This is a genomic window from Achromobacter sp. Marseille-Q4954 (assembly GCF_943737025.1).
Taxonomy (GTDB): domain Bacteria; phylum Pseudomonadota; class Gammaproteobacteria; order Burkholderiales; family Burkholderiaceae_B; genus Achromobacter; species Achromobacter bronchisepticus_A.
In genome coordinates, this window is record NZ_CALSFQ010000002.1 from 1,314,292 (window position 1) to 1,331,694 (window position 17,403).

Sequence of the window (17,403 nt, forward strand, 5' to 3'; positions counted from 1 at the left end):
CCAAAAACCTGAACGCAATCGCCCGCGCCTCGCCGCGCAGGCCGCTCCTTCCTCTTTCCACACAAGGACTCCCGGCGTCCTGGTGACGCCGGGCCATTGCAATGGCCAGAAAAAAAATCGATCTACGAGGACAGACCTTCAAGGATGTCCTTGGCTTTACCTTCCGCCATTGGCGCGCGCAGCCCTGGCGTACCTCCGGCATCATCGTGCTCGCCCTGCTGTCGGCGGTGACCGATGTGCTGACGCCGCTGTACGCCGGCAAACTGGTTGACGCAGTGGCCTCGGGCGCGGCCGGCGACGAAATCGTCTGGAGCGCGGCCGTCACCGCGTTCTGGCTGCTGATCGCGCTGGGCATCGGCGGCACGCTGCTGCGCCAGGCCATATTCCAGAACATCATCACCTTCACGCTGAAGATGATGAATGGGATCGTGTCCAGCGCGTTCTACCGCGTGCAGCGCTTTTCCACGGACTGGCACGCCAACAGCTTCGCCGGCTCCACGGTGCGCAAGATCACGCGCGGCATGTGGGCGGTGGACATCCTCAACGACACGCTGCTGATCGCGCTGTTGCCGTCGGTCGTGATGCTGGTGGGCGCCACCGCCCTGCTGGGCGCGCACTGGCCCATCATGGGGCTGGTGGTGGGCCTGGGCTCGGTGCTGTACATCGCCGTGACCGCGGCGTTGTCGCTGGGCTATGTGGCGCCGGCCGCGCGCCTGGGCAACGCCTGGGACACGCGCATGGGCGGCGCGCTGGCCGACGCCGTCAGCTGCAATGCGGTCGTCAAGGCCTTCGGCGCCGAAGCGCGCGAAGAAGTCAGGCTGGACCGCGTCGTCGACAAATGGCGCCGCCGCACGCGCCGCACCTGGATCCGCGGCACGATCAACGGCGGCATCCAGGGCGCCATGCTGGTCGCCATGCAGGCGGGCATCCTGGGCGCGTCGCTGCTGCTGTGGTCGCGCGGCCAGGCCAGCGTGGGCGACATCACCTTCGCCCTGACGATGTTCTTCATGCTGCAAGGCTATCTGCGCGACGTGGGCATGCACATCCGCAACCTGCAGCGCTCGGTCAACGACATGGAAGAACTGGTCGCGCTGGAAAAGCAGCCGCTGGGCGTGGACGACCGGCCCGGCGCGGGCGAGCTACGCGTGACGGCTGGCGAGATCCGCTTCGAGGATGTGACGTTCCGCTATGGCGCGCACGACAAGGCGCTGTATGACCATTTCTCGGTGCGCATCGCCCCGGGCGAACGGGTCGGCCTGGTCGGCCATTCGGGTTCGGGCAAGACCACGTTCATCAAGCTGATCCAGCGCCTGTACGACGTGAACGATGGCCGCATCACGATCGACGGGCAGGACATCGCCCAGGCGCGGCAGGCGTCCTTGCGCAGCCAGATCGCCATCGTGCAGCAGGAACCCGTGCTGTTCCACCGCACGCTGGCGGAGAACATCGCCTATGCCCGCCCCGGCGCCACGCAGGCCGAGATCGAGCAGGCGGCAAGGCTGGCCAGCGCCCATGACTTCATCATGGCGCTGCCCAAGGGCTACGACACGCTGGTCGGCGAACGCGGCGTCAAGCTGTCGGGCGGCGAACGCCAGCGCGTGGCCCTGGCCCGCGCCTTCCTGGCCGATGCGCCCATCCTGATCCTGGACGAAGCCACGTCCAGCCTGGACAGCGAAAGCGAAGTGCTGATCCAACAGGCCATGGACCGCCTGATGGTGGGCCGCACCACGCTGGTGGTGGCGCACCGCCTGTCCACGGTGCGCGCGCTGGACCGCCTGCTGGTGATGGACCGCGGCCGCGTCATCGAGGAAGGCAGCCACGACGCGCTGATCCGCCTGAAGGGCGGCCTGTACCGGCGCCTGTTCGAACGCCAGGCGCTGGAGCTGACCAAGGGCCTGACGCAGTCGGAATTGCTGGAGGACGGCGCGGTCCCGCCGCGGCCGAAGGACGAGGAAGCCGACGAGTCCTCGTACGCCTACGCCAAGTAAACCTGGCGGCCGGTCCCGCGGCGCAAGCTGCGGGGCCGGCGGTTCAGGCCGGACGCTGGGCCACGGTCAGGCGCAAGCCGAAGCCGATCAACGCCAGCCCGAACACCCGGCTCTGGATCTTCTGCGCACGGGGGCTGGCCGACATCCAGCGCCCCACCGCCCCGCCCGCCAACGCGCACAGCACGTCCAGTGCCAAGCCCAGGCTGACCAGGATCACGCCCAGCACGGCGAACTGCTGGCCTATCGGCCCCTGGGCGGGCGACACGAATTGCGGCAGCAGCACCGAGCAGAACAACAAGGCCTTGGGATTGAGCACATTGGTCAACACGCCGCTCAATAGCGCCGGCCCCAGTCCCGCGCGGCTCGCGGGCGCCTGCCCGGAAGCATCGTAGGACACGGGTCCTGCGCGCAATAGCCGCAAGCCCAACCAGACCAGATAGCAGCCGCCCACCGTGCGCGCCGCATCGAACGCCCAGGGATGGGTCTTGAACAGCGCCGCCAATCCCAGCGCGGCCAGGGTCACGTGGGCGGCCCGCGCGATGGCCAGCCCCGCGGCCACCGCCAGCGCCTGCCCTCTGCCGCGCAGCACACCGGTTTCCAGCAGCAGGATCATGTCGGGTCCCGGCACCACGTAGACGATCAGCAAAGCCCCTAGAAACATCGCCATATCCGCCATTTCCCCGCTCCTTTCCGTCCTGTCTCAGGCGATCATTCTAGGAAAATGGCGCTGGCATGTGCATCCTATTCATGCCATTGGATTTATGATGATTGGCATATTCAGCCAATCAAACAAACCTAATCCCAATTTCATGCCAAAACGCGAACTGGACGCCTACGACCGCCGGATCCTGGAAGCCCTGCAGCAGAACGGCCGGCTGACCAATGTCGAACTCGCCGAACAGATCGGCCTGTCCCCTTCGCCCTGCCTGCGGCGGGTGCGGCTGCTGGAAGAAGCCGGCGTCATCCAGGGATACGAAGCCCGCCTGGCGCCGGACGAAGTCGGCCTGGGCCTGACCGTCTTCGTCGGCATCAAGGTGGAGCGGCACCACGAGCGCGACTCGGCCCTGTTCCGCGAGGAAGTCAGCACCTTGCCGGAAGTCATCGCCGCGCACCTGGTGTCGGGCGAGTCCGACTTTCTGCTGCAGGTGGTGGTGCCCGACCTGCGCGCCTACGAACGCTTTCTGCTGGGCACGCTATTGAAGCTGCCCGGCGTGAAGGACATCCGCAGCAACTTCGCCATCCAGACCGTCAAGCCGCAAAGCCCGCTGCCGCTGGATCATCTGGCGAAGTGAGCGCGCCGCGCGCACGAACTCACGCCATCGCGGCCGCGGCCCGGTCCACCGCCTGCGAGCGGCGCTCGAAGCGCGCCTGCGACATCTCCAGATAACGCTGCACCACGGCCGGCTCCGAAGTCTTGGGCGTGCCGCCAGGAAACGGCGGCTTGGGGTCGTATTCGATCTGCAGCTGGATCAGCTTGGCCACGTCCTCGCCGCACAGGTCCGCCACCACCTTCAGCCCCATGTCGATGCCGGAGGTCACGCCGCCCGCGGTGTAGAACTTGCCGTCCACGCACATGCGCTCATCGCTGGGAATGGCGCCGAAGCGCGACAGCAGTTCACGTGCGCGCCAGTGGCTGGAAGCACGCCTGCCGCGCAGCAGGCCAGCCGCGCCCAGCAGCAGCGAACCGGTGCAGATGCCGAATACATAGCGCGCCGCCAGGCCTTGCGCACGTGTAAACGCTACCCAGTCGGCGTCGACAATGGCATCATCCGTGCCCGGCCCGCCTGGCACCACCAGCAAGTCGCAGGGCGGCGCCGATGCGATGGTCTGCGTGGGCACGAAACACAGCCCGCGATCGCTGCGCACCGGATCGCGCGTTTTTGCGACAAAATCCACGGTGAAGCCCGGCGCGCCTGCCAGCACTTCGTACGGTCCGGTCATGTCCAGCTGGGTCAGCCCTTCGAACAAGAGAAAATTCACATGCATGACGATGCTCCGTTAGAAACGACGACTTCCAGCATAGGCGGACGCGCCCGGACGCGTGCGCCAAATACGCCGCCCGATGCGCCATTGCGCGTGCAATTCGTCCTGTACGACGGCTTCCAGCCGCTGGATCTGGCCGGACCATGGCAAGCCTTCAGTTCGGCCAACGAGGAAGCCGGCCGCAAGCTCTACCGCCTGGGCACCATCGGCGCCACGCCGCAGGTTTCCACCTGGGAACAGGGCCTGCGCATGCAGGTGGACGGCACTTTTGCCGACGACGACGATGAGCGTCTGGACATGATGTTCGTACCCGGCGGCCCCGGCGCCGATTTCGCGGGCGCCCATGGCGAGACGCGCGCCTGGCTGCGCCGCCGCGACGCGGACGCCGGACGCACTTGCAGCGTCTGCACCGGCGCCTTCGTGCTGGCCGCCGCCGGCCTGCTGGACGGTCGCGCCGTCACCACCCACTGGCGCTCGGCCGATCGGCTGCGCCAGCTACACCCGGCCCTGCGCGTCGAAGACGACCGCATCTACATCGAAAGCGGCAAGTACTGGACCTCGGCCGGCGTCACCGCCGGCATCGACCTGGCGCTGGCGCTGATCGAACGCGACTTCGGCGCCGACCTGTCGCAGCGGGTCGCGCGCCGGTTGGTCGTATTCATGCGCCGCAACGGCGACCAGCGCCAGTACAGCCAGGCGCTGCGTATGCAGGACCGCGTGGCCGCGCCGTTCCGCGACCTGGTGGAAAAAATCGAGGCGCAGTTGTCGGCGCGCTGGTCGGTCGACGACATGGCCGATGCCTGCCAGATGTCGCGCCGCACCTTCCAGCGGAAATTCGCCGCGCATTTCGGCGTCGCGCCCACCGAAGTGCTCAAGCGCCTGCGCCTGGAGCGGGCGCAGGCGCTGGCGGCATCCGGCAAGATGTCCAGGAAGGAAATGGCGCGGCTCGGTCAGGCGCTGAGCGGCTAGCCGGCCAGCCCCACCGACACGCCGCCGCACACGTACAGCATCTGTCCCGTCATGAAACCCGCCCGCCGGTCCATGAACATGGACACCGCATGCGCGACCTCTTCGGGCCGGCCCACCCGCCCCGCTGGAATCGCCGCCTCCAACGCCAGCGTCTGCGGCGCGCCCGGCGGGTTGGACTGGTTGAACAGTTCGGTCGCGATGGGTCCGGGCGCCACGGTGTTCACCGTGATGCCGCTGCCCGCCAGCTCCAGCGCCCAGGTGCGCGTCATCCCGGCCAGCGCCGCCTTGGAAGCGCCATAGACGGTGCGCCCGTCCTTACCCAGGGCGGCGCGGCTGCCGATATTCACCACCCGCCCGTAGCCCGCCGCCCGCATGCCGGGCAGCAGGGCCTGCATCAGCAGGACCGGCGCCGTGACGTTCAGCGCCATGATCCGCGCCATCTGTTCCTGGGTCACGTCGCCGATGCGCGCGACCTGGATCATGCCGGCGTTGTTGACCAGATGCAGGACCCGGCGTTCGGCCGCCAACTCCTGCGCGGCGGCCACGGTGGCTGCGGGGTCGCCCAGGTCGACCGAGCGGAACGTCTCGCCAGGCAAGAGGGCTTCGGGCGCGCCGCGGCTGAAGTTGACGACCTGGAAGCCATCGTCGATCAGGCGCGCGATGATGGCGCGGCCTATGCCCCGGCTGCCGCCGGTGACCAGTGCGGTGGGCGTGTTCATTGCGCGGTGATTCCCTTGTCCTTGATGAGTCCGCCCCACTTCTTGCGTTCCGCGGCCTCGAAGGCCGCCAGGTCCGCGCCGAAGAGCGTGCCAGGCTTGGCGCCCATGCCGGCGAAGTTGGCCGCGACGGCCGGATTCTTCAGCCCGCTGCGCGCGGCTTCGATCAGCTGCCGGACCACGGGCTCCGGCGTGTTGCGCGGGGCGTACAGCGCAAACCAGGCGGTGACGTCAAAGCCCGGCAGGCCGGATTCCGCGACGGTCGGCAGGTTGGGCACCGAAGCATCGCGAGCCGCGGACGTGACCGCCACGCCCCGGATCAGATTGCCGTCCTTGATCTGCGCCAGCGCGCCCGGCAGGTTGTCGAACAGCAGGTCGACCTGCCCGCCGGCCACCGCCGGCAGCGATGCGGACGTGCCCTTGAACGGCACGTGCAGCATGGTCACGCCCGCCATGGCTTCGAAATAGGCGCCGGTCAGGTGCACCGAGGACCCGATGCCGGGCGACGCATAGGTCAGCTTCTTGTCCTTGGACTGCTGGGCCGCCTTGATCACGTCCGCCACCGTCTTGTAGGGCGACTTGGCGCTGACGGCGATGACGTTGGGCGTGGTGGAAACCAGCGCGATGGGCACCAGGTCGCGTTCGGGGTCGAACGCCATGTTGTTGTAGAGGAACTGGTTGATGGTCTGGGTGCCGATGGTGCCCAGGCCCAGCGTGTAGCCGTCGGGCTTGGCGCGCGCCACGTAGGCCATGCCGATGTTGCCGCCGGCGCCGGGCTTGTTCTCGACCAGCACGGTCTGCTTCAGGCCCGGTTCCAGCGCGTGGGCGATGGCGCGGCCGAAGATGTCGGCGCCCCCGCCCGGCGGATAAGGCACGACGACGGTGACGGGATGATCGGGATAGCCGGCGGCGTGCGCCGCGGGCAAGGTCAGGAAGGCCAGCGCGGCCAGGGCCGGCGCAGTGATCGCCAACCTGCGCTGCAGGAATTGCGTCATGGGCTTGTCTCCTATCGAACCCGCTGATTGCGGATTTCTTTTTAAAGTACGTAAATACGTACTATATTCATAAGAACATAGAAAACCTCCAGGAGACAAGCAGATGAAACGCTGGACCCAACGCCCCGAAGGCTCCACCTGGGGCGACTTCGGCCCGGATGACGAGATCGGCCGCCTGAACCTGCTGACCGAGGAAAAAGTGCTGCAGGCGGTGCGGGAAGTGCGCGCGGGCAAGGTGTTCTGCCTGTCGCTGCCGCTGGACCTGCCGGGCGGCAACGTGCTGAATCCGCGCCGCCACGCCCCCACACTCAAGCCCACCTTCCGCGAAGGCACGCCCTACCTGAACTTCCAGATGTCGCAGGTGCAGCCCGAAGCCGTGGACGTGCTGTCCGACGACCAGGTCACGCTGTCCATGCAGTACTCCACCCAGTGGGACGGCCTGTGCCACGTGGGCGCGCTGTTCGACATCCAAGGGGACGGCGAGGCGCGCCGCGTCTACTACAACGGCTACGCGGCCGGCGTGGACGTGTTCGGCGGCGCGGATCCCGACAACTCGGACGACGCCTGCTGCCCGCCCGGCGGATCGTATGCGCGCAAGCTCGGCATCAACCGCTATGCCGAAAAAGGCATGCAGGGCCGCGGCGTGCTGGTGGACCTGGCGCGCGCGTACGGTTCCGGCCGCACGGTCGTCGACCTGGCGGGCCTGCAGGCCGCCATGCGGGCGCAGAACGTCACGGTTGAACGCGGCGACATGCTGGTGCTGCGCACCGGCTTTGCCGAGGAAATCGTGGCCATGGACGGCCAGCCCGACCCGCACAAGCTGGAACAGACCGGCGCCGTGCTGGACGGCTCCGACCGGGCGCTGCTGGACTGGATCACGCAATCCGGCATCGCCGCGATCTGCGCGGACAACTATGCCGTGGAAGCCTATCCGGCGCGCACGTCCGGCCCTGGGCATTCGATCCTGCCGCTGCACCACCATTGCCTCTTCAAGCTGGGCCTGCCGCTGGCCGAACTCTGGTACCTGAAAGACCTGGCCGACTGGCTGCACGCGCAAGGCCGCAACCGCTTCCTGCTGACCGCCCCGCCCTTGCGCATGCCTGGCGCGGTGGGTTCTCCCGTGACGCCCATCGCCACGGTGTAAGCCATGAACATGCCGTACTCGACTTTCTCCGAACACCTGGACGCCTTGGCCGCGCGCCAGCCCGATGCGCCGCTGCTGATCGACCAGGACCAGCCCATCGGCGCGGCGCAACTGCGGACGCACAGCCGCGCGCTGGCCGCCGGCCTTGCCGGCATCGGCGTGCGCCCGGGGCAACGCGTGGCGGTCTGGCTGCCCAATTGCGCCGCCTGGGTGGAATCGTTCCTGGCCTGCGCGCACCTGGGCGCGCTGGTGCTGGCGGTCAACACGCGCTTCCGGGCGCTGGAGCTGGCCGACATCCTGGGACGCGGCAAGGCGGACTGGCTGGTGTTCTGGCCGGGGTTCAAGGGCATAGACTTCCAGGGCATCCTGGGCGAGGTCGCGCCGGAACATCTGGAGCGCCTGCAAGGCGTGATCGCGCTGACGAATGCCGACGAGACGCTGCCCGCCAGCTTTCATGGCAAGCCTGCCCACCGCTACCAGGACCTGCGGTCCTGCACAGACGCGGCGCCGCCGGCCCAGCCCAATGCGGGCGTGCTGTGCTTCACCACGTCCGGCACCACGTCCAAGCCCAAGTTCGTGCTGCACGACCAGCGCACGCTGTTGAACCACGGCGCGACCGTGGCGCGGGCCTATGGCTATGACGGCCGAAGCTGCGTGCTCGCCAGCGCGCCCTTCTGCGGCGCCTTCGGCTTCGCGACGCTGGCCGGCGGCCTGGCGCAAGGCGCGCCCGTGGTCTGCGCGCCGGTGTTCGACGCCGCCCAGTCCTCTGCCGCGGTACGCCGCCACGCGGTGACGCACACCTACGCCAACAACGAGGCCCTGGTCGGCATGATGCGGGCGGGAGCCCAAGGCGACTTCGCCTCGGTGCGGCTGTTCGGCTTCGCCAGCTTCACGCCGGCGCTGGACAACATGCTGGACCTGGCCCGCGAGGCCGGCGTGCCGCTGACCGGCCTGTACGGTTCCAGCGAGCTGGTGGCCCTGGTCGCCGGCCAGCCGCGCGATCCCGCCGAGGGCGACGTGTCCGCGCGCCACCAGCCGGGCGGCACGCTGATCTACCCCGAGGCGCGCGTGCGCGCCCGCGATCCCGCCACGGGCGAAATCCTGCCGCATGGCCAGTCCGGCGAACTCGAAATCCTCTCACCCAGCCTGATGCAGGGCTATCTGGACAATCCCGAGGCCACCCGCGGCGCCTGCACGGATGACGGCTACTTCAAGACCGGCGATCTCGGCTACACGCTGAATCCGCGCCAGTTCGTGTTCCAGACCCGCATGGGCGATTCATTGCGCCTGTCCGGCTTCCTGGTCAATCCGGTGGAAATCGAACAGGTGGTCGAAACCCTGCAGGGCGTGCGCGCCTGCCAGGTGGTCGGCGCGACGCAAAAGGGCAAGACCGTGCCCTACGCCTTCGTGCTGCTGCAACCGGGCGCCGCGGCCGACCCGGCGGGCTGGACCGCCGCGTGCAAAGCCGCGATGGCGGGCTTCAAAACGCCGGCGGGCTTTACCGTGCTGGATGAATTCCCCTCGGTGGAAAGCGCCAACTCGGTCAAGATCCAGAAGCACCGGCTGCGCGAAATGGCCGATGCCATACTCGCGGCTCCGACCACGACGCCTTCCGCCTGAACATGCCCGACCCCAAGCTCTTCTCGCGCAGCCCCCAGCCGCTGTATCTGCAGGCGGCGGCGCTGTTTCGCAGCAATATCCAGAACCGCACGTGGCGGCCCGGCCAGCAGATTCCGCCGCTGGAAGCGCTGATGGAAACCTATGGCATTTCGCGGGCAACCATCCGCCAGGCATTCGGCCTGCTGGAAGACGATGGCCTGATCCGCCGCTCCCGCGGGTCGGGCACTTTCGTCAATGCCGAACTGCCTGAAACGCCCACCCTGCTGATCCCCAAGACCTGGGCCGAAACCGTGGAGCTGAGCAACCAGCTGGGCACGGTTTCACTGGTGGAGTCCAGCGCCGATTCGCCCCTGCCCGACACCCTGGGCATGCCTTGCGACGCCGACCGCGGCGGCAGCTTCCAGTACCTGCGGCGGGTGCACACCACTGATGGCGCCCCCTTCTGCTACAGCGAGGTCTTCCTGGACAGCGCGCTGTTCCGCAAGCACCGCGCCCAAATCCGCAAGAGCACCGTGGCGCCGGTGCTGGACCAGTTCTACGGCGCGCGCATCAGCGAAGCGCGCCAGGTGCTGAACGTGATCGAAGCCGGCCAGGAATCCGCCGAGTCCCTGCAGATTCCCGTGTCCTCGCCCGTGGCGGAAATACGCCGCTACGCCTGCATCGACGGCCGCGTGGTGTATTACGCGCGGCTGGAGTTCCCGTTCAGCAAGGTGCGGATGGAATTCGACCTGCTGTCCCATCGCTAGACCACATTCAAGACAAGGAGTCCCCCACCTCGACCCGCCAGCGTAAAGCCAGAACAGAGCGCCGCAGCAGATCCCCAAGCGCCAGCAGTATCCGAACAAGATCCGGCATAAAGGAGACAACCATGCAATGCCGTAGAACCCCCCGGATTTCCCTGAAGTTGCGCAGCACGCTAGCCCTGTTATCCGCCTTTGCCGCCGCGCCCAGCGCCATGGCGCAGGCAATCTCCGACGACGTGGTCCGCCTGGGCCTGATCCTGGACATGAGCGGCGTGTATGCCGACGTCACGGGCAAGGGCAGCGCGACCGCCGCCGAAATGGCCATCGCCGACTTCGGCGGCACGGTGCTCGGCAAGAAGATCGACCTGATGGTGGTGGACCACCAGAACAAGGCCGACATCGCCGCCGCCAAGGCGCGCGAGTGGTACGACACCCAGAAGGTCGACGCCATCATGGACGTGGCCGGCTCCGCCCCCGCGCTGGCCGTGCTGGAAGTGGCCCGCGAGAAAAAGAAGATCGTGGTGTTCAGCGGGCCTGGCACCGAACGCATCACCAACGACCTGTGCTCGCCCTATTCCGTGCACTACACCTACGACACCTGGTCGCTGGCCAACACCACGGCGCGCGCCACGGTCGAGCAAGGCGGCAAGAGCTGGTACTTCCTGACGGCCGACTACGCTTTCGGCCACACCTTGCAGGCGTCCGCCACCGAAGTCGTCAAGGCCAACGGCGGCACCGTGCTGGGCGCGTCGCGCCACCCCCTGGGCTCCAGCGACTTCGCCTCGTACCTGCTGCAGGCCCAGGCCAGCCGCGCGCAGATCGTGGGCCTGGCCAACGCCGGCGGCGACACGGTCAACGCCATCAAGGCCGCCAGCGAATTCGGGCTGACCAAGGGTGGCCAGAAGATGGCCGGACTGCTGCTGTACATCAACGACATCCACGCCATCGGCCTGGACGCCGCCGCCGGGCTGACGCTGACCGAAGCCTTCTACTGGGACATGAACGACCAGACCCGGGCCTGGTCCCAGCGCTACTACGACAAGCTCAAGAAGATGCCCAACATGAGCCAGGCGGGCACATATTCATCGGTGATGCACTACCTGAAGGCGGTGCAGGCGGCCGGCACCGACGAACCCACGGCGGTGATGAAGCAGATGAAGTCCATGCCCATCAACGACTTCTTCGCCACCAACGGCCGCATCCGCGAGGACGGCCGCATGGTGCACGACATGTACCTGTTCGAAGTGAAGAAGCCGTCCGAGTCCAAGCGCCCCTGGGACTACTACAAGCTCGTGGCCACCCTGCCCGGCAACCAGGCCTTCATGCCGCTGTCGCGCTCGTCCTGCCCGTTGGTGAAGAAGTAGCGGTTTTGCGGGCGCCCGGCAGGCGCCCGCCTCGCTATGCCCGCAGCTTGCGGTCCAGTTCCAGCACCGACTGGTACAGCACGCGGGTGCCGTCCAGCAGCTGCGCGGGTTCGATCCATTCTTCCGGACAGTGGCTGCGGCCGTTCAGGCAAGGGATGAAGATCATGCCGATGGGGCCGGTGGGCGCCATGTAGACCGCGTCGTGGCCCGCGCCGCTGGGCAGGCGCATGGAGGCGTAGCCCAGCTGGTCGGCGGCGGCCTGCACCGCGTCCATCACCAGCGGCGTGCAGTCGGTGGGCCGCGCGCGGCTCAGCTGGGTGAAGCTTGCGGACAGGCGCAGCGCGGTCAGGTCCGTGGTCACGCCGGCCATCAGGGTCTCGGGGAAGGCGTCCAGCACGGCGTCGCTGTCGCTGCGCATTTCCAGCGTCAGTTCGACGCGGCCCGGCACCGCGTTGGCGGCGTTGGGCGTCATGGACAGCCGGCCCACGGTGGCGACCACGTAATGCGGATTGCCGCTGGCGGCGCTGGCCTGGCGGTGGGCGGCATCGATGATGCGGGCCGCGCCCACCAGGGCGTCGCGGCGGATGTCCATGGGCGTGGTGCCGGCATGGTCGGGCTGCCCTTCCACCGTGATCAGCACGCGGCGGATGCCGACGATGTTGGTGACCACGCCGATGGGCAGGCCGCGGCTTTCCAGCACCGGGCCTTGTTCGATATGCAGTTCCACGAACGCCGCGGTGCCGTCCGGGCCGCGCAATGGCGCGCCCAGCGCCGACGGGTCGCCGCCGATGCGCGCGATGCCGGCCGCCAGCGTTTCGCCCTCGGGGTTGCGGGCCGCCAGCATGTCCGGCGTGAGCTGGCCGCACAATGCGCGGCTGCCGACACAGGAAATGCCGTAGTCGCTGGGCTCCTCCGACAGGAAGTCGATGACCTCGAAGGGGTGTTCCAGTTGCACGCCCTGTTCACGCAGGGTGTGCGCGACTTCGATGCCGGCCAGCACGCCGATGATGCCGTCGAAACGGCCCCCGGCCATGACCGTGTCGCAATGCGAGCCGGTGGCGATGGGCTTGCGCGCCGGGTCGCGCCCGGCCAGCGTGCCTATCAGGTTGCCGCCGGCGTCCAGGCCGGTGGTGAGGCCCGCGGCCTCGAATTCGCTGCGCAGCCAGGCGCGGGCTTCGTCGAACAGCGGCGAGAACGCGCGGCGGGTCCAGGGGACCTCGGGCAGGGTGTAGCGGGAAAGGGTTTCGACGCGGGCCCAGAGGCGCTCGGCGTTCAGGGGGGGAAACTGCACAGACATAGCCGTTTCCCTCAGGCCTGGCGCGGACGCAGGAAGCGGCCGTCGCCCTTCTGGTTGACGATGCCCTTGCCGTCATAGACTTGCTGGCCGCGGCACCAGGTGCCCGCGACACGCACGGTGAACTCGCGGCCTTCGAACGAACTCCACTGCACCGCCGACAGACTGGTGGACGGATCAAAGGCATAACGTTCCGGCTTGAGGATGACGATGTCGGCGTCCTTGCCCACCTCCAACGAGCCCTTGCGGTCATCCAGCAGGAAGTGCTGCGCGGGGTTGCGGCTCAGTTGGCGCACCACCATGGACGGCGCGATGCCATGCTCTTCGCAACCGGTCCAGAAAGCGGGCAACAGCGTTTCCAGGCCCGGGCCGCCGGACGAGTTCTTGAATACGTTCGGGTTCTGCTTGCGCTCCAGGCCCCAGCTGACATGGTCCGACGACACGAAGGTACATTCGTCGTTGGCGATATGGGTCCAGAGCAGATCGACCTCGGCCTTGGGCCGGATCGGCGGATAGTGCTTGGTCTTCGCGCCGAAGCGGCGGGTGTGCTCTTCATGGTTCAGCATCAGGTACTGCACGCAGGTTTCAATACTGGCGCGATGGCCGTTGCGGCGATACATGTTGCAGATCTCGAAACCGCGGGAAGTCGACACATGCACCGCATGGGCGCGCGCGCCGGTTTCGGCGCCGATCTCATAGATCAGCGCCGTCGCCAGGTTCTCGATCAGCGGCGTATGCGCCCGCATGAACGCGTCCCAGCCGGTATCGTCGGCCTCGACCAGCCGCGCGATGTTCTTGCGGGTCAGTTCCTGCATCTGGTTGTGCACGCCGCAAACCAGTCCGGACGGAGCAATCAGGCGGAAGGCTTCATACAGGTCGTCTTCTTCGATGCGGGGAAAGCGGCCCGGGGTGGCTTCGAAGGTCGAAAACTTGAAGGCGCATACGCCGCCTTCGATGAGACCCGCCGCAGCCGCCAGGCCGTGCTGGGTGTTCAGGGTGCCGAACAGCGCCACGTCCACATGGCAATCGCGCTCCACCTCGGCGATCTTGGCGTCCAGCTGCGGACGCGAAGCCACGGGTTCCGGATCGTCGTAGGGCATGTCCACCATGACCGTCACCCCGCCGGCGGCGGCCGCACGCGACGCCCAGCCCAGTCCTTCCTGGTTCAGCTGGCTGCCCGAGTGCACCTGCCCGTCGACCACGCCGGGCACGATCCACTGGCCCCGCGCATCCACGCTGTCGCGGCCCGCGGGGGCCTGGCCAGCGCCGCGCGCCGCGATCCTGCCGTCTCTCACCGCCAGCCAGCCATCCATCACCACGCCATCCGGGTCGACGATATTGCCGCGCACCACCAAATCGAAATCGCTCATGACCGCTTCCATCCTGTGTTGAGTGCAGGCAGTGTAGGAGCGGCCATCCAAAACGTCTTATGCTTATATGTGCGTGAGAATTAACATCAGGTTAATCCTATGAAATTGAATCTACGGCAGATCGAGGTCTTCCGGGCGATCATGCTCAGCGGTTCCATCAGTGGCGCCTCCAAGCTGCTTTTCGTGTCCCAGCCCGCGGTCAGCCGGCTGATCGCCTATACGGAGCAGCGCCTGGGCCTGATGCTGTTCCAGCGCATCAAGGGCCGGCTCTACCCCACGCCTGAGGCCCACCGCCTGTTCGTGGAAGTCACGGCGCTATACCAGAACGTGCAGCGCGTGAACGAGGTCGCCGACAATCTCGCCGAAAACCGCGAGGGGCAACTGCGGCTGTCCTGCAGCCCCAGCCTGGGCCAGTCCTTGCTGCCCCGCGCGATCGCGCTGTTCCGCAAGCGTTATCCCCAGATGCGCATCGTGCTGCAAACTCAGATACCGGCAACACTGCAACAGGCCTTGCTGACGCAGCAGATCGAATTGGGCGTGGCTTATATGCCGGTGGAACACCCGAGCCTGGCCTCTCAACCTCTCTACGAAAACAAGATCGTCGCGGTCCTGCCCAAGGGACATCCGCTGGCGGCGCAAGGCCAGGTAGAGGTGCCCGATCTGGTCAACGAGCCCCTGATCGGCTACAGCGCCGACATCCCTTTTGGCATGCTGATCAACCGGCTATTCGGCAACGAGGACTCGCGGCCCGAGCCGCTCATCGAGGTGCAGCAGGCCCATGTCGCTTGCGCCCTGGTGCAGGCGGGCGCAGGCGTGGCGCTGGTGGACGAAATCACGGTGGCTGGCCCTACCTGGTCGAACGTGGTGGCGGTGCCCATCCGGGGCACCGTCAACGCGCCAGTGAACGTCTTCTACTTGCAGTTGCAGCCCCTGTCGCGCCCCGCGCTGGCTTTCATCAACGTGCTGCACGAGTTGGAGCGGCACAACTAGGTTCTCCTGGTCCGCTCAAGCCTCCTGGGGTTATCCCTTATCCTGACCTGAACCGTCCCCCACGCCCCGCTATGGCGTGGGCGAATGATTAATGTGATGTTATGGACCAGGAACAAAAGGTAATACGACATTATCGGCATTGATTTCTATGATGCGCTCGTCTGTTCCGGGGAACTGGTCATCTATGCGCCAGGACGCCCCCCGAACGCTCACGATCTGAACTGGGAAACAATGAAGGACATATCGATGAACCTGGGAGCCGAGGCCGTGCCGACCCGCAACGCGACCCAATCCGCGCAGCATCACAGCGGACGCAAGGCAGTCATTGCCGCTTCGGCAGGCAATGCGCTCGAATGGTATGACTTCACCGTCTATGCCCTGTTCGCGGTCTACATCGGACAGAACTTTTTTCAGAACGCCAACCCGACCGTGCAATTGATGACGTCGTTCCTGGCCTTCGGTCTGGGCTTTGTGGTCCGTCCGCTGGGCGCGCTGGTGCTTGGCTCCTATGGCGACCGGGCCGGCCGCAAGGCGACCCTGACGCTAACCATCATGCTGATGGCCCTGGGCACGCTGCTGATCGCTGCCGCGCCTCCCTATGCCGCCATCGGCGTGGGCGCCCCGCTCCTGATCGTCTGCGGCCGAGTGTTGCAAGGCTTCTCGGCCGGCGGCGAAGTCGGCGGCGCCACGGCCTTCCTGGTGGAGCACGCCCCCGCAGGCAAACGCGGCCAGTACGCTTCCTGGCTGCAGGCAAGCATGGGCATCTCCAATTTGCTGGGCGCGCTCGTGGCAACCCTGGTCACCACCCTGCTTACCGAAGAACAGGTTGGTGAATGGGGCTGGCGCATACCCTTCATCCTGGGCCTGGCCATCGCGCCGGTGGGCTTGTGGATGCGCGCGGCGCTGGACGAAACGCCGCACTTCCGCGAGGAACAGGAACGCCAGGCCCGCCAGAATGCCCGCGTCAAGGCGCCCCTGTTGGCCGTCATCCGTGACTATCCCAAGGAACTGCTGACCGGCCTCTGCATGTCAGTGCTCTGGGCAGTCGGCCCCTATGCCCTCATCATTTTCATGCCGATCTACGTACAGAAATCGATGGGGTTCACGAGTTCGGAAGCCTTCCTGGCGGCGCTGGTGGGCAATCTGTTCTTGACTGGCGGCTGTGTGTTCTCCGGCACCCTGTCGGACCGCTACGGACGCCGCAACATGCTGCGCGCCGCCGCCGCAGTGCTGATGGTCGCCGTCTATCCCCTGATGATGTGGCTGCAGGCATCGCACACACAGATGACGCTGATCGTGGTGCAGTCATTGTTCTGTCTGATGGTGGCTATGTATGTCGGCGTGGCGCCCGCCGCGCTGTCCGAGGTCTTTCCCACCGCGGTACGTTCCTCGGGCATGTCCCTGACGTACAACACGGCGGTAACCGTGCTGGGAGGCTTCGCTCCGGCCATCCTGACCTGGATCACTTACACCACGGGCGTGGCCTTTGCCCCGGCGCTGTATGTCATGGCCGCCAGTCTCGTCGCGCTGCTAGCCCTGACCGTGCTGCCGCAGGGCAAGCATATCTGACATCGCCCTGGCGGGCCGTCGAGCAAGAAGTTCACAACGGCCCGCCAACTCCTGCTTTATTCAGGCCGCCACGGCCTCCTCCAGCATCTCCAACCGGTCCTGGCCCCAGAACACCTCGCCCCGGTACACATACGAAGGCGATCCGAACACCCCGGCCGCGACCGCGTCGTTGGTGTTGCGGCGGTAGACGGCCTCGATGCCGGGCTCGTCCGCCGCGGTCAGCAATGCCGGGGCGTCCAGCCCCTGCTGCCGCAGGATGGCGCGCAGGGTGGCCTCGTCGGAGATGTCCTGCTCGTCGCACCACTCCGCTTTCAGGATGGCCTTATACAGCGCCGCCACCGGCAGGCCGGCGTGGTCGGCCGCGATCACGATGCGCGAAGCCAGGCTGGCATCCGGGCACATGTAGGCCGGCTGCGGATTGACGTGGATGTCCAGCTTGCGGCACCAGCGCGCCAGCTCCGTCACGCGGTAAGCCTGGCGCTCGGGCGCGCGCAGGCCCAGCAGGATGCCGCCGGTGCGGGCATAGACCTCGGGCAGGTCCACCGGCAGATAGCGGATCCGCGCCTGCTGCCGGGCCGCCAGCGCCTCCAGCCTGTCGGCGCCGAGGTAGGCCCAGTCGGAGTTCATCCAGAAGTAGTAGTCGATGGTCTTCATGGCG

General features: G+C 67.1%; 16 protein-coding genes. 9 read left to right on the top strand and 7 right to left on the bottom strand.

All coding sequences use genetic code 11. From position 1 onward, the window contains the following. Positions 1–101 precede the first annotated feature (101 nt). Positions 102–1,988, top strand: coding sequence for an ABC transporter ATP-binding protein (locus tag NGK62_RS24090; protein WP_059380583.1), 1,887 nt, complete (start codon positions 102–104; stop codon positions 1,986–1,988). Positions 1,989–2,031: 43 nt separating this feature from the next. On the opposite strand, the gene NGK62_RS24095 is transcribed toward NGK62_RS24090, so the two are convergent. Next, positions 2,032–2,655, bottom strand: a complete 624-nt coding sequence (locus NGK62_RS24095) for a LysE family translocator (RefSeq protein WP_251880664.1) — start codon at positions 2,653–2,655, stop codon at positions 2,032–2,034. Between the two features lie 142 nt (positions 2,656–2,797). Here NGK62_RS24095 and NGK62_RS24100 point away from each other — a divergent pair, with 142 nt between their 5' ends. Then, positions 2,798–3,280, top strand: a complete 483-nt coding sequence (locus NGK62_RS24100) for an Lrp/AsnC family transcriptional regulator (RefSeq protein WP_054454795.1) — start codon at positions 2,798–2,800, stop codon at positions 3,278–3,280. Positions 3,281–3,299: 19 nt separating this feature from the next. On the opposite strand, the gene NGK62_RS24105 is transcribed toward NGK62_RS24100, so the two are convergent. Continuing rightward, positions 3,300–3,974 carry a DJ-1/PfpI family protein gene (locus NGK62_RS24105; RefSeq protein ID WP_251880665.1) on the bottom strand — a complete coding sequence of 225 codons (675 nt, stop codon included), beginning with the start codon at positions 3,972–3,974 and terminating at the stop codon, positions 3,300–3,302. 90 nt (positions 3,975–4,064) lie between these two features. Between NGK62_RS24105 and NGK62_RS24110 the strand changes: the two genes are divergently transcribed. Further along, positions 4,065–4,940 carry a GlxA family transcriptional regulator gene (locus NGK62_RS24110; protein ID WP_251880949.1) on the top strand — a complete coding sequence of 292 codons (876 nt, stop codon included), beginning with the start codon at positions 4,065–4,067 and terminating at the stop codon, positions 4,938–4,940. On the opposite strand, the gene NGK62_RS24115 is transcribed toward NGK62_RS24110, so the two are convergent. Then, entirely contained in the window at positions 4,937–5,659 is a 723-nt protein-coding gene (locus NGK62_RS24115; protein ID WP_118935018.1) for an SDR family oxidoreductase, read from the bottom strand. The two genes, NGK62_RS24110 and NGK62_RS24115, sit on opposite strands and share 4 nt — an antisense overlap. Then, the gene (locus NGK62_RS24120) at positions 5,656–6,651 is read right to left on the bottom strand and encodes a Bug family tripartite tricarboxylate transporter substrate binding protein (protein WP_251880666.1); all 996 of its coding nucleotides are present in this window, start codon (positions 6,649–6,651) and stop codon (positions 5,656–5,658) included. Before NGK62_RS24120 ends, NGK62_RS24115 begins: the two co-directional genes overlap by 4 nt. Before the next feature lie 103 nt (positions 6,652–6,754). Between NGK62_RS24120 and NGK62_RS24125 the strand changes: the two genes are divergently transcribed. From NGK62_RS24125 to NGK62_RS24140, 4 genes are all read left to right on the top strand, one after another. Further along, entirely contained in the window at positions 6,755–7,795 is a 1,041-nt protein-coding gene (locus NGK62_RS24125; protein WP_251880668.1) for a cyclase family protein, read from the top strand. 3 nt (positions 7,796–7,798) lie between these two features. Continuing rightward, positions 7,799–9,415, top strand: coding sequence for an AMP-binding protein (locus NGK62_RS24130; protein ID WP_502803096.1), 1,617 nt, complete (start codon positions 7,799–7,801; stop codon positions 9,413–9,415). Positions 9,416–9,417: 2 nt separating this feature from the next. Further along, positions 9,418–10,161, top strand: a complete 744-nt coding sequence (locus tag NGK62_RS24135) for a GntR family transcriptional regulator (RefSeq protein WP_059380589.1) — start codon at positions 9,418–9,420, stop codon at positions 10,159–10,161. A gap of 122 nt (positions 10,162–10,283) precedes the next feature. Continuing rightward, positions 10,284–11,522 (top strand): ABC transporter substrate-binding protein, encoded by a 1,239-nt coding sequence (locus NGK62_RS24140; protein WP_251880669.1) that lies wholly within the window; start codon positions 10,284–10,286, stop codon positions 11,520–11,522. Between the two features lie 34 nt (positions 11,523–11,556). On the opposite strand, the gene ertE is transcribed toward NGK62_RS24140, so the two are convergent. Together ertE and ertD are read right to left on the bottom strand one after the other, a co-directional pair. After that, positions 11,557–12,819: an N-carbamyl-l-glutamate amidohydrolase ErtE gene (gene ertE / locus NGK62_RS24145; protein WP_251880670.1), complete on the bottom strand. Its 1,263-nt coding sequence runs from the start codon at positions 12,817–12,819 to the stop codon at positions 11,557–11,559. A gap of 11 nt (positions 12,820–12,830) precedes the next feature. Then, on the bottom strand, positions 12,831–14,186 hold the full coding sequence (gene ertD, locus NGK62_RS24150) for a hydantoin-5-propionate amidohydrolase (protein ID WP_251880672.1): 1,356 nt from the start codon (positions 14,184–14,186) through the stop codon (positions 12,831–12,833). Positions 14,187–14,285: 99 nt separating this feature from the next. On the opposite strand from ertD, the gene NGK62_RS24155 reads away from it, so the two are divergent. Both NGK62_RS24155 and NGK62_RS24160 read left to right on the top strand, forming a co-directional pair. Beyond that, a complete protein-coding gene (locus NGK62_RS24155; RefSeq protein WP_118933878.1) occupies positions 14,286–15,176 on the top strand; it encodes a LysR family transcriptional regulator in 891 nt (296 codons plus the stop codon). Positions 15,177–15,428: 252 nt separating this feature from the next. Next, a complete protein-coding gene (locus NGK62_RS24160) occupies positions 15,429–16,745 on the top strand; it encodes an MFS transporter (RefSeq protein WP_410469187.1) in 1,317 nt (438 codons plus the stop codon). Positions 16,746–16,805: 60 nt separating this feature from the next. Here the strand turns inward: NGK62_RS24160 and NGK62_RS24165 are convergent, their stop codons facing one another. Then, complete coding sequence (locus NGK62_RS24165) at positions 16,806–17,399, bottom strand: 2-hydroxychromene-2-carboxylate isomerase (protein WP_118933898.1); 594 nt, start codon at positions 17,397–17,399, stop codon at positions 16,806–16,808. Positions 17,400–17,403 lie beyond the last annotated feature (4 nt).